This is a genomic window from Agrobacterium sp. SORGH_AS_0745, from assembly GCF_030818995.1.
Lineage (GTDB): Bacteria > Pseudomonadota > Alphaproteobacteria > Rhizobiales > Rhizobiaceae > Agrobacterium > Agrobacterium tumefaciens.
Genome location: NZ_JAUTBI010000001.1, coordinates 311,865 through 328,115 on the forward strand (window position 1 = coordinate 311,865; position 16,251 = coordinate 328,115).

At 60.0% G+C, this 16,251-nt stretch carries 11 protein-coding genes and 2 pseudogenes; 6 read left to right on the forward strand and 7 right to left on the reverse strand.

Features of this window, described 5'->3' with window-relative positions; translation table 11 throughout:
* Positions 1 to 216: 216 nt before the first annotated feature.
* Positions 217 to 1,497: an ABC transporter substrate-binding protein gene (locus QE432_RS01395; protein ID WP_306623165.1), complete on the reverse strand. Its 1,281-nt coding sequence runs from the start codon at positions 1,495 to 1,497 to the stop codon at positions 217 to 219.
* A gap of 194 nt (positions 1,498 to 1,691) precedes the next feature.
* Here QE432_RS01395 and QE432_RS01400 point away from each other — a divergent pair.
* From QE432_RS01400 to QE432_RS01425, 6 genes and pseudogenes are all read left to right on the forward strand, one after another.
* Positions 1,692 to 4,218, forward strand: a pseudogene (locus QE432_RS01400) (hypothetical protein).
* A 13-nt stretch (positions 4,219 to 4,231) separates the two neighbouring features.
* Positions 4,232 to 5,327 (forward strand): annotated as a pseudogene (gene bglB / locus QE432_RS01405) (beta-galactosidase BglB).
* Entirely contained in the window at positions 5,324 to 6,676 is a 1,353-nt protein-coding gene (gene pglB / locus QE432_RS01410; RefSeq protein WP_306623168.1) for a polygalacturonase PglB, read from the forward strand. Before bglB ends, pglB begins: the two are co-directional and overlap by 4 nt.
* Complete coding sequence (locus QE432_RS01415; protein ID WP_306623172.1) at positions 6,676 to 7,782, forward strand: ABC transporter ATP-binding protein; 1,107 nt, start codon at positions 6,676 to 6,678, stop codon at positions 7,780 to 7,782. Before pglB ends, QE432_RS01415 begins: the two co-directional genes overlap by 1 nt.
* Position 7,783: 1 nt before the next feature.
* Positions 7,784 to 8,779 (forward strand): carbohydrate ABC transporter permease, encoded by a 996-nt coding sequence (locus tag QE432_RS01420; protein ID WP_306623175.1) that lies wholly within the window; start codon positions 7,784 to 7,786, stop codon positions 8,777 to 8,779.
* Between the two features lie 2 nt (positions 8,780 to 8,781).
* Positions 8,782 to 9,840, forward strand: a complete 1,059-nt coding sequence (locus QE432_RS01425; RefSeq protein ID WP_013762383.1) for a carbohydrate ABC transporter permease — start codon at positions 8,782 to 8,784, stop codon at positions 9,838 to 9,840.
* A gap of 10 nt (positions 9,841 to 9,850) precedes the next feature.
* Here the strand turns inward: QE432_RS01425 and QE432_RS01430 are convergent, their stop codons facing one another.
* From QE432_RS01430 to QE432_RS01455, 6 genes are all read right to left on the reverse strand, one after another.
* Complete coding sequence (locus tag QE432_RS01430) at positions 9,851 to 10,897, reverse strand: LacI family DNA-binding transcriptional regulator (protein ID WP_174012362.1); 1,047 nt, start codon at positions 10,895 to 10,897, stop codon at positions 9,851 to 9,853.
* Positions 10,898 to 11,117: 220 nt separating this feature from the next.
* On the reverse strand, positions 11,118 to 11,903 hold the full coding sequence (locus QE432_RS01435; RefSeq protein ID WP_306623191.1) for a TIM barrel protein: 786 nt from the start codon (positions 11,901 to 11,903) through the stop codon (positions 11,118 to 11,120).
* A 9-nt stretch (positions 11,904 to 11,912) separates the two neighbouring features.
* Positions 11,913 to 12,923 (reverse strand): Gfo/Idh/MocA family protein, encoded by a 1,011-nt coding sequence (locus QE432_RS01440; RefSeq protein WP_306623195.1) that lies wholly within the window; start codon positions 12,921 to 12,923, stop codon positions 11,913 to 11,915.
* A gap of 10 nt (positions 12,924 to 12,933) precedes the next feature.
* Positions 12,934 to 13,833: a sugar phosphate isomerase/epimerase family protein gene (locus QE432_RS01445; RefSeq protein WP_004431052.1), complete on the reverse strand. Its 900-nt coding sequence runs from the start codon at positions 13,831 to 13,833 to the stop codon at positions 12,934 to 12,936.
* Positions 13,834 to 13,975: 142 nt separating this feature from the next.
* On the reverse strand, positions 13,976 to 14,917 hold the full coding sequence (locus tag QE432_RS01450) for a sugar ABC transporter substrate-binding protein (RefSeq protein WP_306623201.1): 942 nt from the start codon (positions 14,915 to 14,917) through the stop codon (positions 13,976 to 13,978).
* 282 nt (positions 14,918 to 15,199) lie between these two features.
* Positions 15,200 to 16,228 carry a LacI family DNA-binding transcriptional regulator gene (locus tag QE432_RS01455; protein ID WP_306623204.1) on the reverse strand — a complete coding sequence of 343 codons (1,029 nt, stop codon included), beginning with the start codon at positions 16,226 to 16,228 and terminating at the stop codon, positions 15,200 to 15,202.
* Between the last annotated feature and the right edge of the window lie 23 nt (positions 16,229 to 16,251).

Here is a 16,251-nt window from a genome sequence, read left to right on the forward strand (position 1 = left end):
TTCAGCGGATGACGCGTGACGAAGCGCGCACGCAGCTTCCGGCGCGCCTCGCCGTCAGCTTTTATGCCGGGCGTATTGCAGTTTTTTTTCGACTTGCTGATTAAGTCAGATCGCATATGCCACGACAGCCGGCGAACAAGCGGTGACGTATGCCCGGAGCATAACTCCGGGCAGATCGAGAGCATCGTTATTTCGTGATGAAAGAACGGGCGCTCATCATTTCTTGACCGCAACGGCCTCATTGATCTTGGCGACATCGTCTTCCAGAACCTTGTAGGTCTGGTCGAGCGTCAGTTCGCCGACGATGAGCTGGCTCATGCGCTGGACGATCTGCTGATACATGGCAGTGCCACCCTTGGCGTGCTCGAATTCGCAGGCGGCCTGCGGCACATTCTTCTTGTTGTCCAGGAAGACCTTCATCGCCGCCTTGGCGTTTTCGCTCTTCAGCTTGTATTGCGGATCGACGATTTCGGCACCCGTCAGGATCACGTAATTTTCGGCGATTTCCCGCTGCACCTTTTCAGAGCCGAGAAATTCGACGAAATGGGCGACATCTTCGGGATATTTGGTGCGCTTGAAGCCGACAATCGCCGTGCCGCCGGGCATGGCATAGCAACCGGCATCGCCGCAGGGGGCGTTGATCGCGGTCCATTCGAAGCTGTCACCGATCTTGTTCTGAAATGGATTGACCATCCAGTTGCCGGCCAGATAGGTCACGACATTGCCGTTGACGAATTCATCACCCATGTTCTTGTATTGCGAGCCACCCGCAGCACCCCACATTTCCTTTGGGAAGCTGCCGTTCTGCGTCCATGAATAGATGTCGGAGATGTATTTTTTCGCCGCGTCGTCGGGGAAGCTGAACTTGCCGTCCTTCACATAGGTCGAACCATAAGCGAAGGCGCCGCCGGAGAAGCGGTGGCCGGAGCGGTCCATGGTGAAGGGAATCTGCACGCCGGTCGACTTGGCGACGCGGGCGGACGCCTCGACAATCTCGCTCAATTTCGCGGTCGGCCCGGGCAAGGGTTCACCCGCCTGCTCGAACAGCGTCTTGTTGACGAAGGGCAGGTTCAGCGTCTGCGAGGCCATGTAACCGTTTATCGACTGCGGATCGTTGACACCAGGCAGACGAAGCTGGGCAAGGCTCGAGCCGTGCAGTTTGGCAAAGCCATCCGCATCCTTCATGTAGGGGCGCATGTCGAGATAGTAGGAAGCGAGCTGCCAGTCGGTGATCTTGGCAACATCCGGCCCCTCGCCCACCGCAAGCTGTACCGGCAGCTGCTTGGAAACGGCATCATAACCGGAAGACACGAAGTTGATCTTCACGCCCGGATTGGCCGCCTCGAACTCCTTGCTGAGTTCAGACATGCGCTGCACATAACCCTGGTCGTCATCCGTAAAAAGGAACGTGATCGTTCTTGTCTCGGCCTCTGCGACCGAAAGGCCGGCGATAGAGGCCAATACGAGGGCGCTGACGCCCGAAAACAGTTTCAGCATGCTCATCCTCCCAATGAAAAACTTTTCACAAATCGAATTGAAGCTCCTCGTCTTAATTCGATTTCGCTTGTTTTGCGACTTGACAGAATAAACGTCAAGCTGTTTGTTTCGGCTAAATCGCACAAATCGCCGCAACACAGCGAAAATAGATTTGTGAAAATAATTTCATAAAGATCGACGGGAGGCGATCCATTATGACGGATGGACCATTGGCAACGGGCACGTCGCAGCCCACATATACCGTGCCGACAGGCGAAACGGTTACCGCTTGGATCGTCTCGGATCTGGTGGAAACCTCATTTCCGGGAACTGCGGCACCGGCGGAAGACCGGGTCAATTATCGCTTCATCAACGGCTTTGTGGATGTTGGCGACCTGCCCTGCCGCAAGGCCTTTCAACAGACGATGATCGGCCGTGACATCGCGCCCGACTCCAGCTTTACAGTTTCGCACCTCAACCTGCCGGGTTCCAATCGACGAGTTGAATTCACCGGCTTCTGGCATGTTCCGACCCATGTGCAGCGCTGGCTGAAGGGCACGTTCCGCAGCGACACCACAAGACAGGCGCATTTCCGGCTGCGCACCTGCGGCGGCGTGCGCATCTGGGTGGGCGGCGTGGAGCAGGTCCGCTTTGAGCCCTTTATCCGCAATGTCGAAAGCAGCCGCGATATCACGCTCGAACTTGCGGCCGGCGATAACGAAGTGCTGCTGCTTTGCGAAGATCTGGCGGAACGTGACATCATCTGGTTCTTCGAGCTTGAGGTTACGGACGCCACGCCGCTCACCGTCGTGCTGCCGGTGCCGCTCGACCGGGAAGAAACGAAACGTCTTGCCGCACTGGTGCGCGATGTTCGCCCCGCACGCGACGTTTTTTCCGGCGCGGCCCTCGAGCTGGTTTTCGGGGCAGCACCTGCCAGCGACCTTCCCGTCCACATCGCGGTGAAAAGCCACGGCCACGAGCGCGCCGCCCTTGCCGAGGTCGATACCGTGCTGAAAGCCGGGCAATCGACCCTGACGATCCCCGAGACGGTAGGCATTTCGGACGGATATCATGGCGTCAGGATCACCATCGGTTCAGGTGCCGGAACGGTAACGCGCGTCATCGACGCAGCCTTCATGGGCGATATGGCGCCACAACCGGCCGCCACCGATATTGCCGAGCGAAAGAAAGCGGCATTGTCCTTCAGCGCCCGCTTTGGTGCATGGCGCATCGGCCGCGCGCTGGCAATGGTCGCTACCGGCAGCGGTGACATGAAGACGATTTCCGGCATCGTCGATGCAACGCTGCGGTCCATCGACCGGCGTGAGGATTGTTCAGATTTCGTGCTGGTGCCGCTTCTCTGGCTGGTGCGCGCCTATGGTGACCGGCTTCCCCCTCAGATGCTTGAGCGGATCAACTCTTCTATTCTCTCCTATCGCTACTGGGTGGACGAACCCGGCAACGACGTCATGTGGTTCTGGAGCGAAAACCACGTTCTGTGCTTCCATACCAGCCAGCTGCTCGCGGGAGACTATCTGCCGGACGCCATCTTCAGCGCCTCCGGGCGCACGGGCAGAGAACAGACGGCACTCGCCACTGAGCGGCTGCAGCGCTGGTTCGACAGCGTCGAGGCGCATGGTCTCGCCGAATGGAATTCGGCCGCCTATTACCCGCGTGGATTTCATCGGCCTTCTCGCCATCGAACATTGGGCCGAACCGGAACTTGCCGCCCGCGCCCGCCACCAGCTCGATCTCATTTTCGAAATGATCGCTCTGCACACGCTTGGTGGCGTTCCCTCCGGTTCCCAGGGCAGAGCCTATGACAAGGAGCTGCGCGCCGGGCCGCTGACCGAACTTGCACCTTTTGCGCAAGTCGCCTTCGGTCAGGGCTGGCTCAACAATGGCGTCGCCTCGCTGCCGATGTTCTGCTGTGGAGATTACCTGCCGCCACCGCATCTTGCCGCCCTGTCGCAACTGACAGGCGGCCGCATGGTCGAGGCGCGTTATGCGCAGGGACTGGAGCCGGGCAAACTCGTGCTCTTCAAGAACGAAGCAGCCCAGCTTTCCACTGTGGTGGACCACAAGACAGGTCGCAAGGGCCACCAGCAGCACGTCATGGACATCAAGCTTGCCGGCCATCCGATGGCGCGGCTGTGGGTCAACCATCCGGGCGAAGACGACCCCTGGGGCACGCAGCGCCCCTCTTATTGGGCGGGCAGCGGCATCCTGCCGCGCGTGGCGCAGCACCGGGATATCGCCATGATGGTCTTCGATACGGATGATCACCGCAATGATTGGACCCATGCCTATCTCGGTCGCGACGGGCTGGACGAGGTGGTGACGAAGGGTAACTGGCTCATCACCCGCGCGGGCCGCGGCTTTGCAGCACTTTATGCGACCAATGGGCTTGAACCTGTAACAGCAGGCGCCACCGCCGACCGCGAGATCAGATCACCTGGCCGCCGCGCTGGCTGGATCGGCATTATCGGCTGCGGAGATACGAACGCATTCGCGCACTTCCGCGAAAGAATTCTCGCCACGCAGGTCATGTTCGACGCCGACAGGCGCCTGCTGTCTGTCACGCCGCCCGGTGGCCCCGAACTCTCCCTCAACTGGGAAGGCAACTTCACCATCGGCGGGCAAGGCATGGCCTTCGACCACGAGCAGCCACAGCCACAGATCACCTTCGACAGTGCCAAAACCGCCGCAGGCAACGGCGTGGCACAGCCATTTTACTCCTAAGCGGAATGACCAGATGAACCAGCAAAGCATCGAGAAAGACACTCTCAGAACGACGATCGACAGCGTCGCCGCCGCCTTCAGCCGCCTCAAGGGCATACAGGAAGGCCTGGCAAGCGGCAGTTCCGACGGCAAGATCCAGTTCGATGAATGGGATTGGGAAGTGGGCGTTGGGCTTTACGGCTTCCTGCGCCGGGCGCTTGCCGCGAACGACCAGAAAGCTCTGGACGATCTCGTGACCTGGTACGGCTGGCAGATCGATCGTGGCCTGCCGCCACGCCAGATCAACAGTTCCGCGCCAATGCTGCCGCTCGTCATCCTCACCGAACATGTCGACCGGCCGGATTTCCGGGCGCTGGTAGAAGACTGGGCCGACTGGCTTGTGCACAAATTGCCGAAAACCGAAGATGGCGGCTTCCAGCACGTGGTAAAGGAGGCGGCTTAACGAGGGTGAACTCTGGGACGACACGCTGTTCATGGCTTGTCTGTTCCTTGCCCGCGCCGGTGTGGTCTGCAAACGCCAGGACTGGATCGATGAGGCAGTCTACCAGTTCATGATCCATGCGCGTTACCTGTCAGACCCCGTGACCGGGCTGTGGTATCACGGCTGGACCTTCATCGGACGCCACAATTTTGCGCATGCCTTCTGGGCACGCGGCAATTCCTGGATCACCGTTGCAATCCCCGAACTCTTCGAACTGGTGCCGACGCTTGCCGAAAAGGACAAACGTTTCCTCGCCAATGTGCTTGCAAGCCAGGTGCGTTCGCTGCGCCAGTATCAGCGCGAGGATGGCATGTTCCACACGCTCCTCGACGATCCGACTTCGCCGGTCGAGACGTCGGCAACCGCTGGCATCGCCTATGGCATTCTGCGAGGCATCGAGGCAGGTATTCTCGGCGAAGAAAACCGCGCCCATGCCGAGCGGGCGCTGAAGGCGGTGCTGGGCAATATTGATGATGAAGGCGTCGTGCACGGTGTGTCGGACGGAACGCCCATGGGCCACGACCTCGATTTCTACCGCCGCATTCCCAATTTGCCGACACCCTATGGGCAGGCGCTGACGATGCTGCTGCTGATCGACGTCTTTCTGAAGAGGCCGCAGGCATCATGAGTGCTCACACCAATATCACCATAGCCGCCGAGGGCCGTGACGCCACTGCCGATATCCAGCAGGCAATAGATACAGCATCGGCCGCAGGCGGCGGCGTCGTGTCGCTCTTGGCCGGACGGCATGTCAGCGGCGGCCTCCATCTTAAAAGCGGCGTGGAACTTCACCTTGCACAAGACGCTGTGCTCGCGCCGATTTCCGACTACGACGCCTATGCCCATACGTCCGTTTCTGTCATCGCCGAGGATTCCGACCGCGGCATGATCGTTGCAAAGGGCGCGAGCAACATCGCCGTCACCGGCCCCGGCCGTATCGAGGCTGGCGGTGAGAACTTCATCATCGGTGACGACGAAGCCATGGGAACCTATGTGCCCGCGAAAAAGAGGCCGCGTGTCATGGTTCTGGAATCCTGCCGCGACGTTCGCCTTGAAAACCTCGTCGTCAGCGGTTCGCCAATGTGGACCCTGCACATGGTCGATTGCGAAGATCTGAGTTTCCGCAACATCCGTGTCGAAAACGATCGCCGCCTGCCCAACACCGACGGCATCGTGCTGGATGCCTGCCGGCGCGCACTGATCGAGGATTGCTCCATCTCCACCGCCGATGACGGTATCTGCCTGAAGACCAGCGCCGGACCGGATGGCAAGGCTGTTGGCGCCTGCGCCGATATCACGGTTCGCCGCTGCAATGTCTCAAGCATGAGCTGCGCCTTGAAGCTCGGCACGGAATCCTTCGGCGATTTCACCGATGTGGCGTTCGAGGACTGCAAAGTCATCGCATCCAATCGCGGCATCGGCCTTTTCTCCCGCGATGGCGGCGCCATGCGCAATATCCGCTTTTCGCGGATCGAGGCGGAGTGCCACGAAACGCCGGGCGGGTTCTGGGGATCGGGCGAAGCCGTGACTGTCACCGTGGTAGACCGCCGGCCGGAACGTCAGGCCGGTAAGGTTGAAAACCTTGTGGTGGAAGACGTGAGCGGCTCGATGGAAGGGGCGATAAACCTCGTCGCCACCTCGAGCGCCGGCATCCACAATGTCACGCTCGCGCGCATTTCGCTGTCGCAGCAGCCCGGCAAACTCGGCACCGGCCTGCAATATGATCTTCGCCCGACCAATGCGGACATTGCACCAAGCCCGGAGGCTGCCGGCCGCGCCAATGCCTGGACACGCAGCGCCGACGGCAGGATCGTCGGACTTGAAGATTACCCCGGCGGCATGCCTGCGGTCTATCTGTCCGGCGTTCACGGATTTTCTGCGCGCGACGTTGCCATTGGAAGAACGATGCCCTTACCCGAGGGCTGGAATGCAAAAGAGATCGTCGCAGAGACGACCTTGCCCGAAGGGAGCAGGTAATGGGAAGTCTAAAGCTGGAAAACCTCAACAAGGCATTCGGTGCCGTTCATGTCCTGCATGATATCGATCTTCAGATCGAGAACGGGGAATTCGTCGTTTTCGTCGGTCCTTCCGGCTGCGGAAAATCCACGCTGCTGCGCATCATCGCCGGCCTTGAGGATGTGACGTCAGGCACCATCGGCATTGGCGGACGCGATGTCAGCGCGCTCTCGCCGGCCGAGCGCAAGATCGCCATGGTCTTCCAGTCCTATGCGCTCTATCCGCATATGAGTGTGCGCAAGAACCTCGCCTTCGGCCTTGAAAACCTGCGTTTCAAGCGGGCAGAAATTGAAAGCCGCATCAACGAGGCGGCACGCATGCTGGCCATCGAACCCTATCTCGACCGCAAGCCGAAACAGCTTTCCGGCGGCCAGCGCCAGCGCGTCGCCATCGGCCGCGCCATCGTGCGCGAGCCTGACATTTTCCTGTTTGACGAGCCGCTGTCGAACCTCGATGCGGCGCTGCGCGTGCAGACCCGCGCCGAAATCACAAGGCTGCATCGCGATATCAAGACGACGATGATCTATGTGACCCACGATCAGGTGGAAGCCATGACCATGGCCGACAAGATCGTGGTGCTGCGTGCAGGCCGCATCGAACAGGTTGGCAGCCCGCTCGAGCTTTTCGACAATCCGCGCAACCTCTTCGTCGCCGGCTTCCTCGGTTCACCGCGCATGAACATATTAAAGGGCACATTCGTCGCTGGCAGCGACGGCGGTTTCGCAATCGACACCGGATACGGCGTGTCCCTGCCCTGCCTCGTCGATCCCGCCGTGGCTACCCCCGGACAGGCAGTTCTGGCGGGCATCCGCCCCTCGCATTTTGTCATCACGCAGGAAAAGGGCCTGCCCTTCGAGGTGCAGTATCACGAGAGCCTCGGCACCGAGACCTATCTCTACGGCAATCTTCAGGGCCAGAAAGAGCAGATCATCGTGCACCAGGCTGGCCACTTCGCACCCGCTTCAGGTTCAATTCTGAACATCATGCCGGCGCGCGAACGGGTGCATGTCTTCGACCCCGGAACCGAACTGGCGCTGCCGCGCCTTGACAGCCACGGGAGAGACTAGCATGGCCAATCCGACGCTTGCGAGACTGTCCGACCGCGTGCTCGACGCCGTGATGGCGATTGCCGAAGTGCCGCTCAACCTCATAGAGCGGCTGATCGGCAAAAGGCGCATGCCCTATATTTTCCTGATGCCGAACCTCGTTCTCTTCGGCATCTTCACCTTCCTGCCGATTGCCATTGCCGTCGGTTACGCCTTTACCGGCGGCACCGAGCTGCTGATCACCGACCGCCCCTTTGTCGGTCTGGAGAATTTCGGCAAGCTGCTCGATTGCCAGAGCTATATGGACCCTGGAAGCTGCCGGGAATCGCTGTTCTGGACAGCGATCTGGAACACGCTCTGGTTCGTCGGCTTCAACGTTGTCGCCACGCTGTTCGTCGCGCTGGTCACGGCCCTCATTCTTAACAGGGCGATTGCCGCGCGCGGCTTCTTCCGCGCCATGTTCTTTTATCCCGCGCTGCTGTCACCTGTTGTCATCGGCCTCATCTGGAAATGGTTTCTTGACCGCAACGGACTGCTGAACGCCTTCTTCCAGATGCTCGGCGTGCCGCCGGAAATCTTCCTGCTGGATGTCGGCTGGTCGCGCTTCTTCGTCGTGGTCGTATCCGTCTGGTTCCACATGGGCTTTTACACGCTCATCCTGCTGGCCGGGCTGCAGGCCATTCCCAAAGACCTTTATGAAGCAGCCGCAATCGACGCCGCTTCGCCCCGACGCACATTGCTGCGCATCACCCTGCCGCTGCTGGCTCCCAACCTTCTCGTCGTACTGATCCTTTTGATGATCCGCTCAGTGCAAATATTTGATGAAGCCTGGGTTTTGACCAATGGCGGCGGGCCGGGCACGGCCAACACGTTCGTGGTGCAATATATCTACCAGATGGCCTTTGGCAGCGATCTCAGGCTCTTCGGCCTCGCATCCGCCGCATCGGTTCTGATGGGCCTTGTTCTTCTCGCGCTGACGCTCGTGCAACTGCGCCTCGGCAAAAAGATGGAGTCCTGATAATGTCCGGCAATATAAACGCAGTCACTTTCCTGACGCGAACCCGCCGCCCCGGCAGGATCGGTCTCACCGATATTCTCTCCTGGGTGTGGCTCATTGGCGGAACGCTCGCGGTGCTCATACCCGTTGTCTGGGCCGCCATGTCCTCGCTGAAGCCGGAAGCCGAGATCACACGGTTTCCGCCGAGCCTTCTGCCGCGCGCCGCCGTGCAGGTGGAAGTTCCAGGTTATGACAGGCCGCTCAGCCTCTGGACCGTCACCATCGACGGCATGGAGCGGGAGATGGCCATGGTCCGGCGCGTTGGCATCAAGGCGCAGATGGTGGATCCGGCCAATCCCGGCCCGCCGGTCAGCGTCGACACACGCGAAATGTCGCCCGTCCAGAAACTGACGATCGCGACGCAGAATTTCACCGATCCCTTGACCCAGTTCAACTTTCTGACTTTCCTGAAAAACTCGGTCTTCGTCACTGTTGTCGCGACCGTTTTAACCTTGATCGTCAACGCCATGGCGGCGTTTGCTCTCTCGAAATACCGCTTCCGCGGCGAGAAGGCGATTTTCGTGCTGATCATCTCCACGCTGATGATCCCACTTACCGTCGTCATGGTGCCAGCCTATCTTGTTATCGTCGGTGTCGGCCTCGTCGACAATCTCTGGGGTGTCATCATTCCCACCGTCGCGACGCCAACCGGCGTGTTCCTGCTCCGGCAATATATGCTGACGATCCCGGACGAACTGATCGAAGCCGCACGCGTCGATGCGGCCAGCGAATTCCGCATCTTCTGGCGCATCATCCTGCCGCTGACGGCACCTGCACTAGCGGTTCTCGCAATCTTCTCGGTGCTGTGGCGCTGGAACGACTTCCTCTGGCCGTTGATCGTCCTCAGCAGCCGCGAGAACTTCACACTGCAGGTGGGCCTGAACGCCTTCCAGGGCGAGTTCTCGGTGCAATGGCACTATATTCTTGCCATGACTTTCCTCAGCCTGGCGCCGGTTACCGTCGTGTTCCTGTTCCTGCAACGCTATATCACGACAGGCATTGCTGGGACGGGCATGAAGTAAAAGCTCGGTATCACTTGGGGGGCGGTGCGATGCTGCCCCTCAGCACAAGTCGACAGCCAAGTTCCAGCCGGTGCGCAGGCCGGGTCGGGTCGGCGGCGACAAGCCGCTGCTCCAGCAGGGAAAGTGCCGCACCACCCAGCCTGTCGGCGGGCAATTGAACGGTGCTGAGCGGTGGCGCACTGAAGGCCGCCGGCATGATATCGTCAAAACCCAATACCGAAACATCATCGGGAACCCGGACACCGGCTTCCGTCAGTGCTTTCAGACAGCCGAGCGCCAGATTGTCGGCAGCGCAGAAAATCGCCGTTGCATTTCTGAGCGGGCGCTCCTCGGCCAGCAGGCGACGAATGGCGGTTTCGCCCCATTGGGGTTCATAACTCTCCACCTCAATGACCATATCCGCAGGCACCGGAAACCCCGCCGCAAGAAATGCGTCGCTATAGCCGTCGAAACGGCGGCGGATCGTCGTGCGCCCCTTCCAGGTAATGTGCAGAATATTGCGGTGCCCAAGGGAAAGCAGGTGCTCGATGCCGAGGCGGGCGCCGAAACGGTTCTCGGCCGTCACCGTATCTACGATCATGGCCGGGTCCTCGCCATTGATCAGCACCACCGGTTTGCCGAGCGCCGAAAGCGCCTGAACCAGTTGCGACCGGTCATCGTTCAACACCACGATGCCATCCACATTGTCGGCATCCGCCGCCTGCGCCACCGCGACAGGGTCAAGCCGGCTTGTGGCGCTGACGAAGGGAACGATGCGAATGCCGCGCCGTTCGCATTCGCGCCGGAAGCCGTTCAGCATCGTCCAGCTGACCATGTTGAGATCACTTTGCGGAGCCGCATCGTTGGTCATTGCCAGCAACACCACGCGCAGGGTCGCAATCGTCGCCTTCTGCCGGCGGTTTTCGAGATAACCGAGCGAACGGGCCGCTTCCAGCACCCGCTCGCGCACCAGCGTGGTCAAGGGGGCCGTGCCGTTAAGGGCGTGCGAAGCGGTGCTAAGCGAAACATTTGCCTGCTGCGCCACATCCTTAAGCGTCGTTTTCCTGTCTATTTTCATAAAAGGGAAATTCACCCACTCTTTTAAGGATGGGGCGGGCAAGAAACCGGCACAAAGCAGTTGATTTCAAGAATACCCGAGCCCGATTGCTGCTCTGTTTTGTCACGCAAAGATTACAGCATCATCCGTAAAAGCGGAATTGATTTCTCTGTGTTTTCTACCAATCAGCCTGTATTCGAACGCAAGCACCGCCTGCAGCAAACCGCAGGCGGTGAGGCGGTCATAGCGCCTGGGAGATATGGTCGATACTGTCTCTGACGGCAGCAGCCGGGTCTTTCAACTCATGCACCTCAGCCGCGAAAGGCTCGAAGCTGTAAGGCCCCTTGTAGCCAGCGGCCTCCAGCGTCCTGATCTGGGCAAGATTCTCCAGCCGGTCGTCGCTATCCACCAGAACGCGGTGGGCGTCCAGCATGTCGGCGACGGAGACGGCGGGGTCTGTCACGCCTGATATGTGGACGAGGCCGGTGCGTTCGGGGAAAAACACCGTCTCTCCTGCCAGATGATGATGGAAAGTGTCGTGCACCAGCCTGTAGACATCGCCCCCGTCTGCCGCGTCGATGGCCTTGACGGCCTCAGCCTTGGTACGCAGCGAAGAGACGGGGAAACCGAGCGGTTCGACAAGGCCGGTCAGCCCACGTTCCTCAAGGATGGGCTTCATGTCCTTCAGCGCGGCCACGAGATCGTCGAAGGGTACCTGTCGGCCCTCGTTGAGCGGGCACATGACAAGCGCCTTCGCGCCACTTGCGGCGGCGTAATCAGCCATCACGACTGCCCTTTTTGGCAGATCGCCCGACCAGACGTTGAATGGGTATAGCGCGTTGATGGAGATGATCGTCACACCGGCCTTTTCGGCCGCAACCTTCACGGCAGCCGGGTCCACCGTGCCGACGATGTCAGGCAGGTCGTTGCGGATTTCGACTTCGCTAAGGCCAAGATTGTGCGCTGTCGCGAAGAAGTCCTCGAGGGAGAGTTTTGGTGCGGTGATGTGGTTGATGGCAAAACGCATGAGATATCCTCACTTATAAAGGGCAGGACGCGCGGGAAGGTCGATGGCGACCGCAGCGCCACCGGTTTCCTGCGCGGCGACGCAGGCATCGGATGTGATGGCGGCCACGTAACCGTCCCAGGAATTAGGTCCGGCCGCGGTGCCCTTCGCCGCCGCATGGATGAAATCCTGCAGCTCGACATCATAGCTCGCGATAAAGCGATCCTTCCAGTCTGTCAGGATATCGTTCTGTAGCTTGGCGCCAAGGCGGGTCTGGACGGACATCGGCTCCGGCAGGCTGGCGATGCCATCCTCTCCCACCACCTGGCACTGAATATCATAGCCATAATGGCAATTGACGAAAATTTCGACGTCGATGAGCGTGCCCCTGGTGGTCTCCAGAATGACGATCTGCGGATCCTTCAGCTGTGCATGGCTTCTGGCCGCCGAGCGGGGAAAGAGAACCCGCGCCGAAACATAGTCATCGTCGAGCAGCCAGCGCAGCACGTCGATCTCGTGGATCATCGTGTCGTGGATGGCCATAGCAGTCACATATTGCTCCGGAACCGCCGGATTGCGATGGGCGGCGTGCACCATGATCGGCGCGCCGATCTTGGTGTCGACGGCCTGTTTCAACGCCACATAACCGGCGTCATAACGGCGCATGAAGCCCACCTGAACCAGCCGCTTGCCCTGCGCCACCTCGGCGTCAACGACGCGTTTTGCCCCTTCCGCCGTTGTCGCCAGCGGCTTTTCGCAAAAGCAGGGCTTGCCGGCGGCAATGGCGGCCAGCGCATATTGCTCATGCGTTGCACCCCAGGATGTCACCAGAACGGCGTCCACATCCGGCGATGCAATCAGTTCCTCGCCGGTGGCGAAAATGACGGCGTCCGGAGCAATGTCGTTCTTTACCGCCTCGGCGGATGCAGGGTTGACGTCACTCAGCGCCACGACCTTTGCGCCTCCGAGGACCTTGTTGATGCGGCGGGCATGGTCACGGCCAATCGCGCCGGTGCCGATGACACCAATTCTCACAGTCATGGGAAAAACCTCACTTGCGGTATTTTTCGATATAGTTGTTGATCTCGGCGCACATGAACCTGCCCGATTCATCGGCCCTGTCCTCCCAGGCAAAAACACAGGAGGTCATGATGCCGTCGAAGCCGATTTCGGAAAGCGTGCCGAAGAAGTCGTCCCACGGCACCTCACCCTGGCCGATGTTCAAGTGCTGGTGCACGCGCGCCTGCGTGCCGGGCGGGTTGAGAATGTAGCGCAGCCCTGAACTGGCCTTGTGATTGAAGGTGTCACCGACATGCACGTGGGCGAGCACATCCTTCGCTTCGCGCAGCATCGCCTTGGTGTCGTCGCCGAAATAGAAGGTGTGCGGCGCGCAATAGAGAAACTTCACATTCTTCGAGTTGACGGTGCGGATGATGTCGAGCGCCGGCTGAAGCGTCTCGCACCAGTCTTCCGGATGCGGCTCGACATGCAGATTGATGCCTTCGCGCTCGAAGATCGGCACAAGTTCTTCCATTGAACGCCACCAGGCATCCTCGCAGGCCTCGATCATCGAGCCGGTATGGCAGCAATAGCAGGAACCCTTGTCGGGATGCGGTCCACGGCCAAATTCGGAGTTCATCGTATCGACCTCCAGCTCGACGGCGATCTCGATGGCGCGTTTCCAGTGTTTTACTGCCGCCTGCCGCTCGGTCTCGTCATTGGAGGCCCAGCGATACATCGGCAGCAGCGAGGCAATCTTGACGTTTTCGGCCGCCAGCGCCTTCTTGAACGAGCGGATCCTTTCGGGAAACACGCGTGGCGCCTTGAACCATTCGAGGAAATCGGCGCGCGGGCTGAGCTCGATCCAGTCGTAGCCGAGCTCCCTAACTTTGGCGGGAAGGGCTTCGAGGCTGAGATGGCGGTGCATGAACGGGTCGATGGCGATGCGCATTTACGCTTCCTTGTCGTCGGTATCTGTTGAGGTCGTTGCGGACAGGTTAGGCCGCGGTCCGGGAGAAGAGACCGCGGCCTTGGGCCTGCTTTTCCATGAGCGGCCCCTGGTTTATTCCTGGCATTCCCAGTGAATGCTGGCCTCAGTTCTTCGCCTGATAATCCTTGAGGTTGGCGGGCGTGACGAGTTCGAAGGGAACGAAGACCTTCTTGTCGATCGTCTCGCCCTTGGCGAGTTTCAGCGCGGCATCCACCGCGCCCTTGCCCTGGCCGGCGGCATTCTGAAAAACACTGACATCCAGTTCGCCCGCCGCCATCGCGGCAAGTGCATCCTGGGTCGCGTCGATACCCGCGATGATGACGCCATCCATCGGCCGGCCGGTCGCCTTCAACGACTGGATCGCGCCGATCGCCATCTCGTCATTGTTGGAAATCACCGCATCGAACTCAACGCCAGCCGAGAGCCAGTTGGTCATCAGGTCCGACCCCTGCGTGCGCGACCAGTTGGCGGATTGCTCCTCAACGAGCTTGATGAAGCTGCAATCCGGAGTGGCGACGACCTCCTTGATGTCCTCAGTCCGCATGCGCGCTGCCTGGTTGGAGAGTTCGCCCATCATCACAACGGCCTTGGCTTCCGTCTTGCCGGCAGCCTTCAGAAGCCGGCAGACTTCCTGCGTCTGCAACGTTCCCGACTGTTTTTCATCGGAAGCGACGAAGGCCTGCTTGTCCGGCAGGTTGTCGAGATTGACCGGCTGGCGGTTGACGTAGACAAGCGGAACGCCGGCTGCGGCAGCCGCCTGCGAAAGCGCCACCGTCGCATCCGTATCGACGGGATTGACGATGATGGCGTCGACGCCGGCGGCGACAAAGTTCTGCACCTGGCTCAATTGTTTGCCGACATCGTTCTGGGCGTCCTCGATCTGCAGCGAGACACCGTTCATGCCCTTCGAATAGTCGATCATGCCGTTACGCAGCACGGTCAGGAAATTGTCGTCGAACAGGGCCATCGAAACGCCGATGGTCTGAGCCGAAGCCGTGGTCGCCAGCATGGTGGCCAGAGCCGCAATCGCAAAATGTCTTTTCATGTCATCCTCCTCCGAAACTCTTGAAAAGAAACCGGTCGCACAGCCGCAAGTGCATCGCGCCACAGCCGATCGCCGGCAAAAGGATACCCGTCGCCGAAGATGGAAATCTGCGGCGTTTGGCAACCTTGAAACATCGTTATTGTCGTGGATCAGCCTCCTGCCCGCTCCACATGCCGGCAACATGATCCTAGTCCGGGGCCGGCGTCAACGCGTCTTCGGCGGGCAAAACCATCATGGCTGATAGAAATAGACGCGACATTTATGATAGAATCTATCAAACCATCAAAGGCTCTCAGGAACCCATAGATGAGCGGGCACAAATCTCTGTCCCGGCGTTTCCGCCATGCCGTGTTCGATGGTGTGAACCATCGTGGCAACGAGGTCCGTGCATAGTTCGCGAAGCGGTGTCTGGAACACGCCGGTAATACGCCGCTCAAGCAGCGCCTGACGGGATTCCGGCGTCAACTCGTTGACGAGGCAGACGATGGTTTCCTGGTGGTTCTCCTGCTGCAAGGCCTCGATCACACCTTCCATGCCGCCGCCGATGCAATAGATGCCGACGAGATCTTGGTGTTTGGCGATGGTGTCCATGACAAGCTCGTAGGTCAGCCGCCGCGTTTCCAACGTGATCAGCGCATCCATCACCTCGAATTCCGGCGCATATTCCCTGATATAGCTGCGAAAGCCGGTTTCCCGCAGTGAATGACCGTGAAAACGGTGGCCGCCGAGCAAAAGAAGCACCTTGCCCTTGCTGCGCGCCAGCCGCGAGATCATCCAGGCCGCCGTGCGCCCGACCTTCATGTTATTCGCGCCAAGATAGGCCTCGCGCACTCCCTGCGCGAAATCGGAAAGCAGGGAAAAGGTGGGAATACCCTTCGCCTTCAGCGCCTCAACGGCCGCCGTAACGTCATGATGGTCAGGACCGGTGGCCGCAACGGCCTGCACCCGGCCTTTCATGCCGGACAGAAGGGCCGCAAGCTCGCTCGGCTCGCCCGACTGCGCAAATTCGATGCGCAGGTTCAGATGGCGATCCCTCATGTTGCGCGCCGCAAGCTCCAGCTGATCGGCAAATGCCTGGTAAAAGGAGTGCCGTTCTTTCCGCAGAATGATTCCGAGATTATAGGACGGCAGATCGGCCAGCATGCGCTGGCGGATGATGTTGGTGGCATGGAAACCGATCTTTTCCGCCGCCTCGAACACCCGCCGCGAGGTTTCCTCCCGCACCGGCAGGCGACCATTCAATACCCTGTCGACAGTCGCAACGCTGACGCCGGCGGCGTTTGCAACATCTGTGATTGTCGGACGCTTCATGAAGACACCCCTTACACGGAAAG

Coding starts and splice junctions, on each gene's coding strand:
- QE432_RS01395 (WP_306623165.1), bottom strand. CDS start 1,497: ATGCTGAAACTGTTTTCGGGCGTCAGCGCCCTCGTATTGGCCTCTATC.
- pglB (WP_306623168.1), top strand. CDS start 5,324: ATGAGTGCTCACACCAATATCACCATAGCCGCCGAGGGCCGTGACGCC.
- QE432_RS01415 (WP_306623172.1), top strand. CDS start 6,676: ATGGGAAGTCTAAAGCTGGAAAACCTCAACAAGGCATTCGGTGCCGTT.
- QE432_RS01420 (WP_306623175.1), top strand. CDS start 7,784: ATGGCCAATCCGACGCTTGCGAGACTGTCCGACCGCGTGCTCGACGCC.
- QE432_RS01425 (WP_013762383.1), top strand. CDS start 8,782: ATGTCCGGCAATATAAACGCAGTCACTTTCCTGACGCGAACCCGCCGC.
- QE432_RS01430 (WP_174012362.1), bottom strand. CDS start 10,897: ATGAAAATAGACAGGAAAACGACGCTTAAGGATGTGGCGCAGCAGGCA.
- QE432_RS01435 (WP_306623191.1), bottom strand. CDS start 11,903: ATGCGTTTTGCCATCAACCACATCACCGCACCAAAACTCTCCCTCGAG.
- QE432_RS01440 (WP_306623195.1), bottom strand. CDS start 12,923: ATGACTGTGAGAATTGGTGTCATCGGCACCGGCGCGATTGGCCGTGAC.
- QE432_RS01445 (WP_004431052.1), bottom strand. CDS start 13,833: ATGCGCATCGCCATCGACCCGTTCATGCACCGCCATCTCAGCCTCGAA.
- QE432_RS01450 (WP_306623201.1), bottom strand. CDS start 14,917: ATGAAAAGACATTTTGCGATTGCGGCTCTGGCCACCATGCTGGCGACC.
- QE432_RS01455 (WP_306623204.1), bottom strand. CDS start 16,228: ATGAAGCGTCCGACAATCACAGATGTTGCAAACGCCGCCGGCGTCAGC.